At 40.2% G+C, this 16,817-nt stretch carries 16 protein-coding genes and 1 pseudogene; 3 read left to right on the top strand and 14 right to left on the bottom strand.

The window, feature by feature from the left end:
• Positions 1 to 320: 320 nt before the first annotated feature.
• From J8L97_RS20150 to J8L97_RS20140, 3 genes and pseudogenes are all read right to left on the bottom strand, one after another.
• Entirely contained in the window at positions 321 to 947 is a 627-nt protein-coding gene (locus J8L97_RS20150; RefSeq protein ID WP_247688753.1) for an alpha/beta hydrolase, read from the bottom strand.
• Positions 948 to 1,057: 110 nt separating this feature from the next.
• Positions 1,058 to 1,407 (bottom strand): annotated as a pseudogene (locus J8L97_RS20145) (VOC family protein).
• Positions 1,408 to 1,625: 218 nt separating this feature from the next.
• On the bottom strand, positions 1,626 to 3,977 hold the full coding sequence (locus tag J8L97_RS20140) for a TonB-dependent receptor domain-containing protein (protein ID WP_211052389.1): 2,352 nt from the start codon (positions 3,975 to 3,977) through the stop codon (positions 1,626 to 1,628).
• A gap of 751 nt (positions 3,978 to 4,728) precedes the next feature.
• Between J8L97_RS20140 and J8L97_RS20135 the strand changes: the two genes are divergently transcribed.
• Together J8L97_RS20135 and J8L97_RS20130 are read left to right on the top strand one after the other, a co-directional pair.
• Positions 4,729 to 5,871 (top strand): cellulase family glycosylhydrolase, encoded by a 1,143-nt coding sequence (locus J8L97_RS20135; protein ID WP_211052387.1) that lies wholly within the window; start codon positions 4,729 to 4,731, stop codon positions 5,869 to 5,871.
• A gap of 159 nt (positions 5,872 to 6,030) precedes the next feature.
• A complete protein-coding gene (locus J8L97_RS20130; protein ID WP_211052385.1) occupies positions 6,031 to 6,297 on the top strand; it encodes a hypothetical protein in 267 nt (88 codons plus the stop codon).
• Positions 6,298 to 6,753: 456 nt separating this feature from the next.
• On the opposite strand, the gene J8L97_RS20125 is transcribed toward J8L97_RS20130, so the two are convergent.
• From J8L97_RS20125 to J8L97_RS20085, 9 genes are all read right to left on the bottom strand, one after another.
• A complete protein-coding gene (locus tag J8L97_RS20125; RefSeq protein WP_211052383.1) occupies positions 6,754 to 7,590 on the bottom strand; it encodes a proprotein convertase P-domain-containing protein in 837 nt (278 codons plus the stop codon).
• Positions 7,591 to 7,602: 12 nt separating this feature from the next.
• Entirely contained in the window at positions 7,603 to 8,760 is a 1,158-nt protein-coding gene (locus tag J8L97_RS20120; protein ID WP_211052381.1) for a S8 family serine peptidase, read from the bottom strand.
• Positions 8,736 to 8,879 (bottom strand): hypothetical protein, encoded by a 144-nt coding sequence (locus tag J8L97_RS20115; RefSeq protein WP_211052379.1) that lies wholly within the window; start codon positions 8,877 to 8,879, stop codon positions 8,736 to 8,738. The genes J8L97_RS20120 and J8L97_RS20115 overlap by 25 nt, the downstream gene beginning before the upstream one ends.
• Positions 8,880 to 9,153: 274 nt before the next feature.
• Positions 9,154 to 9,393, bottom strand: coding sequence for a DUF6500 family protein (locus J8L97_RS20110; RefSeq protein ID WP_211052377.1), 240 nt, complete (start codon positions 9,391 to 9,393; stop codon positions 9,154 to 9,156).
• Between the two features lie 42 nt (positions 9,394 to 9,435).
• Positions 9,436 to 10,656, bottom strand: a complete 1,221-nt coding sequence (locus J8L97_RS20105) for a pyridoxal-dependent decarboxylase, exosortase A system-associated (protein WP_211052375.1) — start codon at positions 10,654 to 10,656, stop codon at positions 9,436 to 9,438.
• Between the two features lie 2 nt (positions 10,657 to 10,658).
• Entirely contained in the window at positions 10,659 to 12,233 is a 1,575-nt protein-coding gene (locus J8L97_RS20100; protein WP_211052372.1) for an acyl-CoA ligase (AMP-forming), exosortase A system-associated, read from the bottom strand.
• Positions 12,234 to 12,242: 9 nt separating this feature from the next.
• Positions 12,243 to 14,012, bottom strand: coding sequence for an ABC transporter transmembrane domain-containing protein (locus J8L97_RS20095; protein ID WP_211052370.1), 1,770 nt, complete (start codon positions 14,010 to 14,012; stop codon positions 12,243 to 12,245).
• A 15-nt stretch (positions 14,013 to 14,027) separates the two neighbouring features.
• Positions 14,028 to 14,867, bottom strand: a complete 840-nt coding sequence (locus tag J8L97_RS20090) for a lysophospholipid acyltransferase family protein (protein WP_192509637.1) — start codon at positions 14,865 to 14,867, stop codon at positions 14,028 to 14,030.
• Position 14,868: 1 nt separating this feature from the next.
• The gene (locus J8L97_RS20085; protein WP_192509636.1) at positions 14,869 to 15,123 is read right to left on the bottom strand and encodes a hypothetical protein; all 255 of its coding nucleotides are present in this window, start codon (positions 15,121 to 15,123) and stop codon (positions 14,869 to 14,871) included.
• Positions 15,124 to 15,439: 316 nt separating this feature from the next.
• Here J8L97_RS20085 and J8L97_RS20080 point away from each other — a divergent pair, with 316 nt between their 5' ends.
• Positions 15,440 to 16,210: a hypothetical protein gene (locus J8L97_RS20080; protein WP_211052369.1), complete on the top strand. Its 771-nt coding sequence runs from the start codon at positions 15,440 to 15,442 to the stop codon at positions 16,208 to 16,210.
• A 113-nt stretch (positions 16,211 to 16,323) separates the two neighbouring features.
• Here the strand turns inward: J8L97_RS20080 and J8L97_RS20075 are convergent, their stop codons facing one another.
• Positions 16,324 to 16,461, bottom strand: coding sequence for a hypothetical protein (locus J8L97_RS20075; protein ID WP_211052368.1), 138 nt, complete (start codon positions 16,459 to 16,461; stop codon positions 16,324 to 16,326).
• 96 nt (positions 16,462 to 16,557) lie between these two features.
• The coding region (locus J8L97_RS20070) for an ACT domain-containing protein (RefSeq protein ID WP_211052367.1) at positions 16,558 to 16,817 on the bottom strand (260 nt) is incomplete at its 5' end.

Raw genomic sequence — 16,817 nt, 5'->3', positions numbered from 1 at the left:
GTGTTTTTATCACGCCGCTTAATGTGTAGCTTAGTGATCTAAGCGAATATTAAGCAACAGAGAGAAAGGGCTTCGCGAAAGAACCGGTAGGCAGTGCTTGATTGGCTTTTCTACTATGTTATCGGCTATGGAATAACCATGCTACGCAGCCTCTGCCTTGTATAAAATCCAATCAAACTGCTGCAAAAATGAACCTAGAAGATCAACAACCCCTAATACTTTTGGAGAAATAACCTATTCAAAAATAGAACATACACACCACATATTAAACTAAAATTCCCATCAAAGGTGGGAAGTCAGCCATGCTGTTTTCAGTGTTGTTAACGTTGCGACTTAATCCATGCCTTTACAGGAGTGACCCACTCTGGCCTCGGCCGATAAAAAGCGCCATGACTCAGACCGGTGTTAATTTCAAGCTCGGTAAATGATTTTACGGACGTACTTTTTTCTGCTAATGCACTGCAGCTATTAGATTTGTCCGTTTTTTCATAAATAGATAACACGTGGCCATACACTTTAACATCCGTGTGCTTTTTCCAAACTAAACGACCACACCCTGCAAGAATTATCGTATTAACGCCTAAGTCAGACAACTTATCAGACGCAATTCCGGTAATAAACGCCCCCCGAGAAAACCCCATAATAGTAATGTTACTTGGCTTTACTCCCTGCTCAACCAAAGTTCGAACTTGCCCATTCAGTGTGTATGCATACTCAAACGGGTCCGTATTTTTGCTTCGATGGTGCGCAATTAAATGATAGCTAGGGTCTGACAACGCGTCCTTGACTGCCGGAAAGTCATATACTCCCCAGCCAAATCGAGTATCCACTGGCTTAGGATTTGTTCCCTCAACAATGTAACCGTGAGAATAAAACACATATTTCGCGTGCTTATCAATGCTATCTGGTAAATCGGCATAAAGCTGGCGAGCCTCAACCAAGGTCATTGTTAATACTGAGCTGGCTGATAGAATAATAGCGGTTAGTATGGTTTTGATTACAATACCCCCAATAAAAAGTGTTACTTACCAATAGCATACCAAAATTTATATCAAACTCATAGGTCAGACCATACGGCTAATTCATTACCACTTGGTTCAATAAAGTGAAAACGTCGACCTCCTGGGAAGCTAAAAATAGCCTCACATATTTCCCCGCCCGCGAGCTCAACATCTTGTAAAGACTGCTCTAGGTTTACACTATAAATAACCACTAATGCACTCCCTAATTTTGTGCAGGCTCTTAATTCTGACTTATAAAAACCACCAGCTAAACCTGAGCTGCTAAATGCCCGGTAATCTGGCCCGAAATGCTCAAACTGCCAATTAAAAACACGAGAAAAAAATGTTCTGTTTTCGCTAAATCACACGCAGCCATTTCAATGTAATTAATATGGTGATGAGTCATGTTGTCGCCTCGTTATTGATATAGGCTTAGCATAAAATGACTTTGCTATATAAGCAAATAACCACTCGTCTAATCCAAAACGAGAACTTGAGTTAAAGTATGAATTTGTTTTATCAGATACGATAAAAACCCGTCGTTCTCAATGTTAGGCGTATTGATGTTAAGCATGCACAATAAAAAAAGGCACAGTCAATGTGCCTTTTGATACAAGCGAAAGGTTAAAATTCAGCTTTAAAGTTCACTGCAGCTGTACGAGGAGCACCTATCCATGCAGACTGATTCGCCACGCCTCCTAAGTAACTTTTATCCGTAACGTTGTTTAAGGTAAAGCGTAATTCCATGGCTTTAATCCCTGATATCGGTGCATCAATCGCAACACCTGCATAAAAATCAGATACTGTATATGCATCAATTTTCTTAGTATTTGCCGCATCCATCCAACGATCTCCAACCCACTTTGTTGATAAACCAGCAAAATAATTACCTTTACTCCAATCAAATGAGATAACAGCTAAGTTTTCCGCTGAACCAAACACTGTGTTCCCTTGTGGGAAAGTACTTAACCCGCCTGTGTACGTTGAGTCATTATAGGTATATGACGTATACATTCCCCATTCATTGGTCATGTACCATGTCGCAGAAGCTTCAAAGCCATTCGATTCAATACCACCGACATTCTCAAACGAACCATTATTACCAATCGAATAATTAATACCATCAGGTGAGTCTGGCGCAATAAAATTTAAACGGTTTTCAAAAGTAACATCATAATATGTCACACTGGCGTTGAGTTTATCTGAGCTATAACGCAAGCCTAAGTCAATATTCTCTGCCGTCTCAGGCTCAATTTCATCCAGTGCGGATGCATCTCTTTCCAAAACGGTATCTTTAATTGCAGCAAAGTTTTCTGCATACCCTGCAAAAAGCTCTAAGCCTTCAATAGGGGTCGGTGCCACGATGCCTGCAGACAATAAAGTTTCTGAATCCGACTCAATCGAGGTGTTTTTACTCCCATCAAATAGGTTAATACCTTCAAGGTCGACTAAGAACTTTTTCGCGCCAACGCGCACTCTTGCAACTTTAAAGTCCAATTCATTTTCAATATAGAACATGGTTGTATCCACATTGAATTCTCTGTTGTACTGTATCCAATACGGCGTACTATCGAAGTTTACGCTCACTCGTGCATCAATTCTTTTATGCCAGTCTCGCCACTCTTGACGCTGGTAATCTTCGTACCATATTCCAGCTCGAACCGTATTGTCCATATCAGCTAGCTTGCCGTAAAAGCTAAAATCAGCGTTGAACCCTAAGCGGTCTTTACCATAATGAGTATGGCGATATGAGCCCACTGGTATTGCACCTGCTTGATAACAAGCTGGATCATACTCTGCCCCAGCGCCACCATATGGAAAAGTAATGCTCGACTCACATCCTGAAATCGGACTAAGTTGTCGGCCAGCTTTGTCGACAAAATATATTCGACCATTAGAGCTACCCCCAGTGTACGATTTATCAGATGTGATCTCGCTATGAGGTTGATTAAAACCATCAGCCGAAATATCTTCAAGGTAAGGCGGGATCCAGTCACCACGCCCTTCATTATGGTGATAATAAACATTGCCGGACAATTCCCAGTTACGCGCTTCATAGTTTGCTTGAACATAACCAAAGGTATTTTCCCTTAACGTTTGCCAGCCATTACGAAAAACTTGATCTACATAGGGAGTACCTGTTATCGAGTCAGTTAACCTATCCCATGTAGGGTCTATTGCGAATTGTTCTGTGCTGATCCTTTGGTAATTCGCTTCTTTTACATCATCATAAGATGCATATGCTTTAACGCTTAATGGACCATTGCTGTGTAGCACTTTAGCCGCGATATGGTCTCGCTCACTATTTGCCACTTGTTGTACCCAATCTGAATTACTCGAATTAGATATACTCACCCAAGCATAGGTATTGTCAAATACTTCCCCTGTTTGATAGCGCGCAAAATACTTCTGTGCTTCGAAGTCCCCGTTGGTGAATGAAAGAGTTAAGCCTGCATCTTTTGTCGGGTCTATCGTTGTGAAGTTAAGTGTGCCCCCTAATGCTTCATTTGAACGAGACGCGACATCCGCTGTACCTTGAGATACTTGTACCGTGCCAAGGTTTTCTGTATCAATATAGCGGTTTGCTTTGGCTCCGCCGCCATAATTAGAGTTACCATTGGCAATACCATCAATCGTAATACCAATTTGCTGCTCATCTAAGCTCAGCTGAAAACCACGAATAGATACCGTGGTAGACCAATCATCAGAGCCAAATGTATCGCCTTCATTTATTAAAACACCGGGTAAGTTATCAATAATCGCTAATGCACTGGTCATCGCAGCTTGTTGTTTTGACATTTCTTGAGTGGTGGCGTTATTTGCAAACGACACGCTCTGTCCAACGACAGTAACTTCTTCAATGGTGTTATCTTCTACTGAGCTATTTTCAACAGCATTGCCTTGAGCAAAACTGCTTGCAGAAAAGCTCGTTAATAATGCAGCAGTGATCAGGTTAAGCGAGAGAGTATTTTTCATGATTTCCCAACTTCTAATTTAAGGTTAAATGGCTGAACGCAAAGCAGTATGGGAAATAAATATGACAAATAGGGACAACTTATTTGAACGTTCAATTAATAAAAATTTAAAGTAATAAGACAAATGTATCAGCCATGCTTGCTCCTTTACCCACTCGCCAGAAAACTACACCCCTATTCGATAAACTGAGCATCCATCACACTACCAACTTTAAATTTGCCATCTAATTGTCACAGAGATAGGCGATAATGTTTTCGACAAATACAGGTGTCTCCCCTGCACCAAATTTTTCAGTTTTGTATGTTTTTTTGGGTCATTATTTGATGACCCAACTTTTCTTTGTTACCTAAAATCTAGGGGCTGTTGATCTTTCAGGTTCATTTTTGCAGCCGTTTGATTGGGTTTTATACAAGGCCGAAGCTGTGTAGCATGGTTATTCCATGTGAGTCAGCCGATAACATAGTAGAAAAGCCAATCAAGCGCTGCCTACTTGCTCTTTTGAGTAACCCTTTCTCTTTGTTGCTTAATATTCGCTTAGATTACTAGGCCACATATTAAGCGCCGCGATAAAAGCGTGCTCAAAAAGAACAAAAATAGAACAGCAAAGATCAACAACCCCTAGACCAAAGTCTATGAGACGATTATTTAGCCACCGCATAGAGTTAAGGTTCACAACATGTAAAAGAGGAACACTTCAATAAACCTGTCAAAAACGACATGCGTACTTTATATACTTGCATCACTGCTCGTCATGAAACAGGCATACGCCGCTAACTGTAGTTCAATCAATGAATACCCAAATTGGACCGCTGAAAATTGGTCAGGCCAATACGATCATGCTAATGCTGGAGATTTAATGCAGTATGAAAATAAACTATATAGGGCCAATTGGTGGACAAAGGCGGTACCTGGCTCGCACCAGTCATGGCGCTATGAAGGCATATGTGCAAATCCAACTACTCCCATCCAAGGTGCTTTTGATACTCATGGTAAGCTCTCCGTATGTGGTAAACACCTGTGTAATAAAAATAATCACCCTATACAATTACGTGGTATGAGTAGCCATGGTCTGCAGTGGTATGGACTAAATAAATGCCTGACACCACAGTCACTCGATACGCTCGCATATGAATGGCGTGCAGATATTGTAAGGCTCAGTTTATACGTACAAGAAGAGGGATTCGAAACAGACAAAACTGGCTTTATTAATCAAGTCAACAAACTGATCGCAATGGCCAGTGACAGAGGAATGTATGTTTTAGTGGATTGGCACCAATTGTCTCCTGGAGACCCTAATGCCAACACTGCACTAGCCAAAGAGTTCTTTAGTCGTGTTGTACAACAGAATAAGCATCGAGATAACATCCTCTACGATATTGCCAACGAGCCTAACAATGTATCATGGGATGCTGTTCATAACTATGCTGAGCAAGTTATCCCGATTATTCGCAATATAAAAAGTGATGCTGTTGTATTAGTAGGCACTCACGGCTGGGCCACATTTGGCATCTCTGATGGCGGGTCTGTACAAGAGGTTATTCAAAAGCCACTCTCTTTCGACAATATCATGTACACCTTCCATTTTTATGCAGCCTCACATTTTGACGCTTACCTCGAAGCACTTGATACAGCATCGGATGTATTACCGGTTTTCGTCACAGAGTGGGGAACTCAGCTTTATACGGGAGATGGCGACAATGATTTCGAACGCGCACAAGCGTATATTAATTTGATGAAACGGAAAAAAATCAGTTGGATTAATTGGAACTACTCTGACGACCCACGCAGTGGAGCAGTATGGAAACAAGGCACTTGCAGCGCGGGGAATTTTTCTGACAGTCAGCTCAAAGAAGCTGGAACTTGGATAAAACAACAAATCTTATTAGAAAGATAACCGCTTTACCAATGCGGGTACTTTCACCCGTATTGGTTTTTCTGTGTCTGATGTATCTAGAGCGGCGTTCATATTTTCTCAGTCTGACTGTAAGCAATCAACAAAGAATGCGCATGGCGTTTATCAGCAAGTTCTTGATATTCATAAATCATTAAATATATGCAAATTTATTGCGCGATAAACGATGACGGCAGCCATTCACACACGCCAACAAATCTATTTATGATGCAATGGCAAGATAACCCAAGTTTGGCAAAATTTGATTGGCGCACTCAATACAACTACCTAGAGTTTAATGCCACATCATTTACCCAGAAGCAATACGTCTTACAAGCGACACTGACAGGTCAAGACAGGGGTTTATTAAGCAACTTATTTGCAAGTTCAACAGTAGCACAGCAATGGTTGCACCCCGTCGCTAAATAGCCAAAGTTGAGTGGTTACAAAAAAGTATCCAATTTAGTGAAGCGTCATGCGTAAAGTGTATGTATCAACGATCACATTGCTCAAAAGTAATAAGGCACATAACTAAGCTATTACTTGCCAAACTTCCTGTATAAAGCCAAAGGTAAATCTCATAGCTTGATTTAATCACATTCTGCATCGTAACAAAATATGGGTCGCCAATTCATGATGACCCATAGTAGCAATCATCTTATTTATCTATTGAACCTCAGCTCTGGATAAGCGAATTTGCCCAATAAAGCTATTTTTCTCACTCTCGGCGTTGCTTTCATTTGTAATAGCCCGCTATTACTGCATAAAAGCGCCTTGATATTGAACAAAATATCATCATTGGATTGTACGTAAGTTTACTTACAAAACATTTTCTATTCCAAAACCCTTATCCAAACCTGAGGTTATTTATTCAGTCAATAATCACTATAGGGATTTTTTCTTCGTTACCTTCTCTTTATGGCCAATAACCCGCAGTGACCACCCTTTTAATATGCCTGATACAGCATTATTCTTATTATTAATTGTCACGGTTTCACCGTTGCTTTGTCTTAGACTAAAGTTACGATCTGTATTACTTACATCAGTCACGTGCAGTTTCCATTCACCATTGACTGCGTTAGACTTTTCATTCCAGAATTTATAACTTAACATCAATTGATCATTGTATCCCTTATATAACACATCTTCTGCTACATCGATGCCTTGTGATTGAGAAATAGCGCGGCCAACCAAATTATTATGTGGTGACATTAAGATACTACGCGTGCCACTGGGTGATTCCAGTTCAACCTTCAGGTCTGAGATCCGTGTATGATCAACATCTAAGCGAATTTGAACCGCTTCAACAAATAAGTCATCAGCAATTGTTACTGTGTCTGTTACCGTTTGTGCATCATCTGAAATAACGATATTTTTTTCCGTCTCAAGACCATGCCATGGCGTCATTATTAACGCTGAGGGTAAATCGGTGATCGCATAACGACGAATAAGTTCAGCGGCTTTATCAACATCAATTAAACCAAAACCATAATATGGTGAATAGCTGACTTTCTCTTGGGCATTATTCTGTGACCACCCTTCTAGTCCCACAACATCACCCACTAAAATATCTTGGTAATAAGGGTCTACTTTAGTGGCTGTTCTTGCCAGTAAATGGCGGATATCACGAGCAGATAGCGAATGGTTTTGTTGTTCTGCTGCGGAGATCAAAAGCGCGATTGCGCCTGATGTATTTGGTGCCGCGGAAGAAGTACCATTCATGCTATAACTATATTAAGCTCGGCTTGCCATATAACCCACAATAGAAATACTAGGATTACGATTTTGCAATAGAATCAAGTAGTCTAAATGACCCGCATTAGCCGCAAATGCCGCTGAAATCGCTTGCTTATCTTGTGCTGAAACCTGTGTATCATTTTCCTGTAAATACGCTAATAACATAAAGTCTTTACCATAGTTGGCTCTATACTTTTCTGATATTGCGTATAAAGTATCAATCGCCTCCACATTGTCACACGCTATGCGGTTAAACACATTGGTATCTAATTCACCGCGAAGCTTAAGTAGTTCACAACTCAACGTAGGCATAACGTGGCCCGGTGTCCCTTGGTCATTCCCTCCTGGTGCGGTCAAAAATACATTACTCCCAACAGAAGAGTATGAAGATAATTTACCATCCGCATTCAGCGCACTGACCGTCAGATTCCAATAATTAGCTTGTTCAAAGTCTACATTCGAATTATGCCACGGCAAACCAAAATTATTATTACTTGGGATACTATGTCCCTTAAAAATAAGCCCATTATCGCCAAAATCATGCACACGCGTACCCGTATAGCCATTCCCTGCAGACTTCACAAATGTGGCTTCTCTTGGGTCTAGAATATGACTGGTAGAAACTTGCTCTAAAACACGCATCCGATCAGCTTGATCAATTAAAAGTATCTGTTCACCCGATGCAGCTGAAATTGTTTGAGAGTATTCATAAGGAATACTGATTGCTTGGCTCACACCATAGCTTTGATTAAATATACGAATTTCATCCGCAATCGTGTGTGCATTGATGTCACCGTCGTCACCATGACTTAGCTTCCACTGTGCATGGCTATCTACAGCTCCACCAAAATTGGCATAAGAAATGACTTTTGAGCTTGGCGCAACACCCCGTGCCCCAATATCATTCATAACCGCAGCGATAATACCACCCACCATAGTGCCATGAGAACCAGACACTTTTTCATTGGTATTTGGGTCAATAATAACGTTGTCAGCTAAATCAGGATGAGATAGCTCAACACCAGTATCAATGACAGCAACTTTGACGCCTTGGCCTAAGTGCCCCCAAATATGAGTTTGCCATAAATTTAAATCTACTCCGGCAACTGTGCCTGCTCGCGTGCCATCGTTCAGCAGGTTCCACTGATATTGCACCAACGGACGTACTTTAAATCAATCCATCGATTGTCATAGTCACGGTCTGTGGTCGCGCTGGCTTGAAATGCTAAAGCGGCAGATACTGCACATGTTAAAAGGGCGAGTTTGTTTTTCATAAGACTTCCTTCGTCAAATTAAGTTAATTATTATTAAAAGCGAGGCTTCCTTAGCCAGAAAGTTCACTAATAAAATCAAACCGAAGAAATCCAAAGAAATAACAAATAGGTACAAAAGAATTGTAAATCATTACAAAAGAAACCTTCAACACATTATTTTTAAAGGTAAAAATAATGTTTAGGAAATTTAAAAGGCACGATGAATATCAGCCGATATACATAATCAAGCGCCTAACTTGGCGCTATTTTATGTCGCGAAAATGAGAAACCCGTATCAACAGAATCCTTTTATATCCTCCTGTTCGGCTTCAACTAATGCTAATATCCGTACCGCTTTCTCAAAATGATCCAATTTATGTATTTGGATCCACCAAGTCGCCGCTTCCATTAACAACGCAGGATCATCATTTTTATTTGCGAAAAAAGCATAAAATGACACCCCAACCTCCTCGCCTTTTTGTGCTATTTTTTTATTACACACTTGTATAATTTTATCTCTCAATACTCGACGCATAGACACTTTATTATTCCTTTTAAAACATTGGGGGTACTGACGTTACAATAGCACCTCTCGTAATATTGGCTGACTGAGGAAGCTTTGCGGGCTTGCTGAAGCACCGTACGCACCAGATTGCATAACTGCAATAATATCATTGGGTTGACAAGTTGGTAAATGAACTTTTGCTGCAACAATATCTAAAGGTGTACATAAAGGGCCAACGATATCTACTTGTTCTTGGTTGTTATGTTGGTAACGGTTGGCAACACATACAGGGTAATTCTTTCTTATCACTTGCCCTAAATTCCCTGAGTTTGCCAAATGATGATGCATTCCTCCATCAACGACTAAAAATGTAGTGCCTCTAGAGACCTTCTTATCAACAACTCTCGTTAAGTATACACCGGCATCTGCCACTAAATAGCGACCTAATTCAAGGTGAATATCGACCCCTTTTAAAACCGCTGCATATATCGTCAGTAGCGCCTGTAAATTATCGATGATAGGCGCTAAGTTTAGAGGCGATTCATGCTCAAAATAAGCAACCCCAAAGCCACCCCCGATATTAATATGTGATGCTGTAAAAGGCGTATCATTTAACAACCGGCTTATCAGTTCAAACGTTTGATTGTGACATTCTATGGTCGCCGCTTCACTTAAATTTTGAGAGCCTGAAAATATATGAAACCCTTTAAAATCAATATAGTCAGAGTTAATATAGTCCAGTACACCCAAGACTTGTTCTTCATCAATACCAAACTGCTTTGCTCCACCACTCATTTTCATACCTGATTGCTTTAACTCAAAAGCAGGATTAATACGCAACGCGACTTTTGCTCGCTTTTTTAGCGTCTCACTTAACGCATGTAGGCGAGTTAGTTCAAATTTTGATTCAACGTTAATTGTGACACCCGCGCAGATAGCAGCGCTCAGATCTGTATCACTTTTGCCGGGTCCTGCAATACTGACTGCGTGACTTTTCAGCCCAGATGCTAAAGCCAGTAACATCTCCTGATGAGATGCAACATCAAAACCGTCTATCACTGTCGCCATGCGAGTAATTAACGAAGGGAAAGGGTTTGCCTTTATTGCATAATGAAGCTTCACCTTGCTCGGCAACCGTCGCTTTAAATTCTTAATATTATTAACAACTTGCTGTCCATCATAAATGTAGCATGGTGTACCACCTGCTATCTTAATGGCGTCTTCAATCGCCAGCCCCGCAACCTGCAACTGATTATTTTCAACAACATGATGCACTCTACTTAATCCTGCCATTTTCAATATTGCTCCTGAAATAAACGCCCATACAGTGTATGCCAGTGGTTTCTATCAAATTTACCATTGCTATTTTTTGGTAACTGCTCGGTATATATAAATCTTTTTGGCACCATATAAATGGGGAGCTGTGCTCGACAGTGTTGGATCATTGCATTTAGGTGACTTGCGGTTTGCACCGTACTATTAACGATGGCGACAATCGCTTGACCTAACTCAGAATGGGGCACACCAATCACCACCACTTCGCTAACGTGATCATAGGTATAAACGACCTCTTCAACTTCTTGAGGGCTAACACGATACCCAGAGGTCTTTATTAAGTCATCTTTACGTGACACAAAATAGAAAAATCCCTCGTGATCTTGATAGACAATATCACCAGACCAAACCGCCCACTGTGGCAGCATCCGCTGCGCCAAACACACGGGTGCTCGTTTAAAACGTGCCTGCGTTTTATCGGGATCATTCCAATAACCTTGGCTTACCAAAACGCCACTATGCACTAACTCTCCATGTTCAAACGGCGCACATTCATTTCCTTGTTCATTAATCACTTGAACTCGCGCATTTGGAATGGCTTTACCAAATGAAGTTGGCCGCTCATCAAGATGCTCTGGCGGTAAATAGCATGAGCGAAATGCTTCTGTTAAACCAAACATCATATAAGGTAATGCGTGAGGAATACGCTGTCGTAATTGAGTTAGCACGGCACTCGGCATAGCCCCGCCCGTATTACAAAAATATCGTAATGACATTAACTCTTGTGCTTGCCAGTCTCCTTTTGCCAATTGCACCCAAAGTGGCGGCACTAACGCCATTGATGTGAGCTGGTGATCACGGACTGCATCTACGATATCTTTAACAAATAAGTAGTCTTGAAGATAACAGCTCGCCCCCGTCAAAAACGCGATTGTCAACTGACTAAAACCATAGTCAAAGCTCAGAGGGAGCACAGCCAGCAGTTTGTCATTTGCTTTAGTCGGAAGGTAAGCCACCACGCTCTGAGCACCAATAACTAAATTTTGATGTGTTAACACCACCCCCTTAGCTCGCCCTGTACTTCCTGATGTATAAAAAACAGCCGCTAAGTCTGTTGCTATCATCTGTGGTAAATCAGCTCTTAAATCGGTTATATCCAAAGACTGAATTGCATGCCAGTGATGCACCTGAGCATCCGTATTTCCCATACTCCCATCAAGCAACACAACATGCTTAATACTCGGTAACTGCACTAAGTCTAATTGTTGATAACGCGATACGCTGGTGATCAACACCGTTGCAGCGCAATCTGCAACAATTTGCTCAACTTGCGGTTTTTTCAAAATAGGGTTGATCACGACGGCCACACCGCCCGCTTTACTCACCCCAAATATACTACTCACACAATTTACTGACTTGGTTGTATAAATAGCAACTCTCTCTTGTGTAGAGTCCATTATCGAAGCTAAAAAGCAAGCAACGTGATCAACTGAATTCGAAAGAGTTTGATAATTTACCCAGCTATTTTTACACCCAAGAGCCGGCGCGTCAGGCTTGAGCTTTGCCTGTGTTTCAATTAATTCATGTAATAACATATATCTGGTTTACACCGTTGATTTTTTATTGAAAAGTGATTGATAATGCACTGAGCCGTGCAGTAAATTCTGATGCGTTCCTTGAGCAATAATTTGACCTTTATCCATAACAAAAATCTTATCTGCATCAACAATTGTGGAGAGCCGGTGCGCAATCACAATCACGGTTTTACCAACCATTAAGCGCTTAAGTGCGACCTGTACTAAATGTTCTGAGTGGTTATCTAATGCAGACGTCGCTTCATCAAGAATTAAAATCTCTGATTGTTTAAGTAACGCACGCGCAATGGCTATCCGTTGTCGTTGGCCACCCGATAACTGTGACCCATTTTCGCCAATCTGACTTTGTAAACCATTTGGTAACGTGTGCAAAAACTCATGCACATTCGCTGACTCTATCGCTGCGTGCATTGCTTGTTGAGTCACCACTTTATCACAACCAAAAAGCAGGTTATTTTCCACCGTATCATCAATTAAAGTGACATTTTGCGACACATAAGCAATACTTTGTCGTAGAGAAAACAGCGAATAGCGTTCAATGGCTACATCATCAATAAAAATGGACTTTTCTGGAGCTTGGTATAAACGTAAAATCAAATTTGCTAATGTTGTTTTTCCTGAACCAGAACCACCCACCACCGCGGATACTTTACCCGCTTCAAATACAACTGATACCCCTTTAACAAGCAAACTCGAATGACTCTCATAGCTGAAGTTAAGATGTCGAAATGCGACCTCATGACTGCATTTAAGCAGAGGTAAATTGCCATCATCATGCTCAACCGGTGTATCGAGTAATGTAAACAAGCTACGTGCCGCAACGAACCCTTTTTGTAATTTTTGGTTCACGACGGTTAATTGCTTTAAGGGTTTCAATAATGATCCCATCGCTAGCAGCATCATTGTGAATGTGCCTGCGCTCAGCTCAACAAGTATTGACTCAATACTCGCAAAGACCAAGATTACCGCAATTGCACCGGCCCCTATCAGCTGGATCACTGGGTTACTGATGGCGGATACCGCCGCCAGTTTCATTGTTTTCTGGCGAGTATGGTTATTTACTTTTAGAAAATCTTGATTAACGCGCGCTGTTGCATTGAAAACTAATATTTCTTGATGTGCACTAAATGCTTGATCAGATACTTTAGCCAAACCACCCATACCATCTTGCAATTGTTTGCTCACTTTACGAAAACGTTTACTCACAATATTTATAATAAGTGCGATCAGCGGTCCAATGATCAGGAAAATTAATGAAAGCTGCCAACTCGCATATAGCATCATGGCTAACAAGACCATGACAATAATACCCTCTCTGATCACGGTAATAATGGCTGTTAAAAACGCTTCTGACAGTTGTTCAGCATCATAAGTGATCTTAGAGATCAACGTGCCTTTTGAGTACGAATTAAACACACTCATAGAAAAACACTGTACCCTTTCAAATACCTGCTGACGTATCGCATACGTCACATTTGATCCAGCATAAGAAATACAATAGTTAGACACAAAACTTGCGACACCACGAACAGCAAATATCGCAACAGTTAAGTAGGCTCCTTGAATGAGTGTATTAGGGTTTGATTGATTAAGACCATCATCAATAAGCGGTTTAATAAAATAAATCATCCCTGCATCCACTAAACTAAATAATATCAGCGCGCATATTCCAATAAAGACAACCCATTTTTGCGTCATCAAATAATGATATAATCGCACACTCACATTTTTATCTTCTACGGCGGTTGCCACATTGATTAGAGCATTTACATTGTGCATTGCTGATCCCATGTACTAAGGCCTAAACCGGTTATATGACCAATACCATTGCTCGGGATGTTTATATATAACCTCTTCAAAGCGTTGATATAGTTTCCCCATGGTAAGCGATATTTCTTCTTTATTATTATCAACGTAGCCATCAACAAAACGTTCAATCACCACATCATATCGATTGTTATCTTTGAGTACGGTGTAACACATCAGTATTGGCATTTTTCCATATGAAGAAATTAAAGCAGCGCCTGTTGGAGCTTGAGTTTTACAACCAAAAAATGACACCGGGGTCTCTTGTGCATAATGATCTGAGTGCAAACATACTGCTCTGTTATCACGTGATGCCTTCAAAAGTGCAATAATTGGGTTGCTGTCGTGCTTATCGATGACATCAATATTGGCAGAGTGATAAATGGATTTGGCTTTTGATAGAAATTTAGGAATTTTAGAGAGTGTCGTGACATTACCAGTTAAGTGCTGTATTGCAAATGGCACAAGCTCGAAGCAACTTGTATGCATTGTTGCGATACTCACCCCGCCTTCTCGAGATAATATATCCAGTGTTTGCGCATCACATACAATATCAATTTGCTGTTCTAATTCTTGCAACCAAAAGCACTCTACAACACCAAAAGCAATATTTTGATATGACCTCACCGCGATACGCAGGTTTTCTTCATCGGTATTGTATGGGTATGCGACACGCAAGTTACTCAATGCTCTGCATTTGGTTTTTTCAAATCCCATGATAATTTTTTCAGCTAACCAAAAAACAATGCTTTTTCGAGTATCTCGCTTGAGTAACTTCAATAAAAAAACAATAAAAGTGATTAAGTTACTGGCAATAAAATGCTTCATATTAATTTACTTTTTCACCAATAGCACATTTTACACCTGTCACTAATGAACCAAATGACTCAAACAACTCCGCTGATAACTCTATATTACTGGTATTCAAATTGAGCTTTTCTTCAAACTCCATTAACAGCATAACCACCCCCATAGAATCTAACTCCGCGTATTGGCCAAATAGCAAAGTATTCTCATGCAATTCACTTTCGTGAATATTTATCAAACTACAAACAGACGACTTAACAACCGACTCAACCTTCATCTTGAACCCCTAAAAATAAAACAGGTTATTACAATAATTAAAATATGAGTGTGGATCTTTAAGGTTTCTGTAACTGTGTGTAAGATGAAATTCAAAAGTGTAAAAAACTATATAAAACACTCAAGTAAATGGCGTACTCAGTGTACTTTTAGACATGAAATACAGAGGGAAAGCACCATAAGTCATAGAAATATAGGGGATTTTGTTTACAACAACATGTGATCAACACATTAATAAACACGCATCATCAGCATGACAAAACATGTTTAATGGCTCATAATCCCCGCATCGATTAAGCCTATATTGCAAAAATTTAATGTATGATTTAGAGCAAGAAAGTACAGACGAAAACCTAAAAGCCAGCCACCATGCACAAGAGTTAAGTCTGTTTGTGTATGAAAATCACTCCTACCGATGGCTCACGTTTTCAGATGGTTTAATACAGGGCATTATGAGCCTAGCAAATCCATCACATATTATTGCTCCTGTCGGACAGGCCTTGTTATTGTTTGTATTGGCACCTCAGCCTAGCTATAGAGTTCTTAATCTTGGTTTGGGCACTGCTGCCATTGAACGAGCCCTGAATCATTTAGCAAATAGTACGCCCTTTACGTTAGATACGCTCGTCAGTGTGGAACACAATGCAGCCGTAGCCCATTGTGCACAAGCACACTTTGAATTTACACCATCGACATTGCACATTGGCTGTGCTCAACAGTATATCGACGAAACAAACTTGAAATTTGATGTGATCTTATTAGATATCATCCATACAGACCAAAAAAGTGACTTCTTACAACACGACAAGTTTTGGCAAAAAATTAGTCAAACACTCGCGGCTAACGGGCAAATCACCTTTAACTTTAACGCCTACTCTGAACAAGGTTTAATCGCTTTGTTAAAGCGAATAAAAGCATACTTTAAAACAATATACATTATTGAGTTTCATGATTATAAAAATCTCATAATCTCAGCCTACAAAGCACATGAAGAAAGGTTAACCAGAGAAAATATTGAACATTCGATTCTTATAAATCAAGTAGCACCCAATCTGAGCAGTAGTATTAAAAAGATACTAAAATTATGAGTCTTTATTATATAGAAAGAACGCTTTTATCTAATTAGATATGTTGGAGTGATCATTCCCAGTGAAAGAGAAGCGATAGAAAGTGAGAGTATACAACTCTCACATAAAAACGTTTATTTATTAGGTTGACATCGACTTGCGGAACAAGGCCCTGTTATGCCAAATCCACCAGCAACATCTTTTGTTGCAGCTGTATCAAGTGGCTTTTGTGATAGAGATTTTAAGTTTCTTTTATTAAGTATTATTTTCATTTGGAATTATCCTTATATTTATTTTGAGTATTTAACCTACTACAAAAAACCACACATTTAAATAGTTAAATATATAAAAATAAAGACAGCAATACATCATCTCCCTTCTTGCACTAATGACAGTAAAGCCGCTAACGCTTTGTCTGCATGTTGCTCACCCACAAATACATGGTCATGATAATACGCCGCAATCACGTTCGCGCTAACATGCACCTCAGTGAGCTTTGCTGCTATAGCCGCTGTTAAGCCAACCGCCTCTAAACTCGAATGTACCGCCAAAGTAATACATTTAAAAACACTCGAGTATGCAATATCATACTCGTTTGCTTTATCTTTTGTTAAAACAACCGTTAACC

The sequence above is a fragment of the Pseudoalteromonas sp. MMG012 genome (genome assembly GCF_018100875.1).
Lineage (GTDB): Bacteria > Pseudomonadota > Gammaproteobacteria > Enterobacterales > Alteromonadaceae > Pseudoalteromonas > Pseudoalteromonas aurantia.
This window is presented reverse-complemented; position numbering and strand designations above follow the sequence as displayed.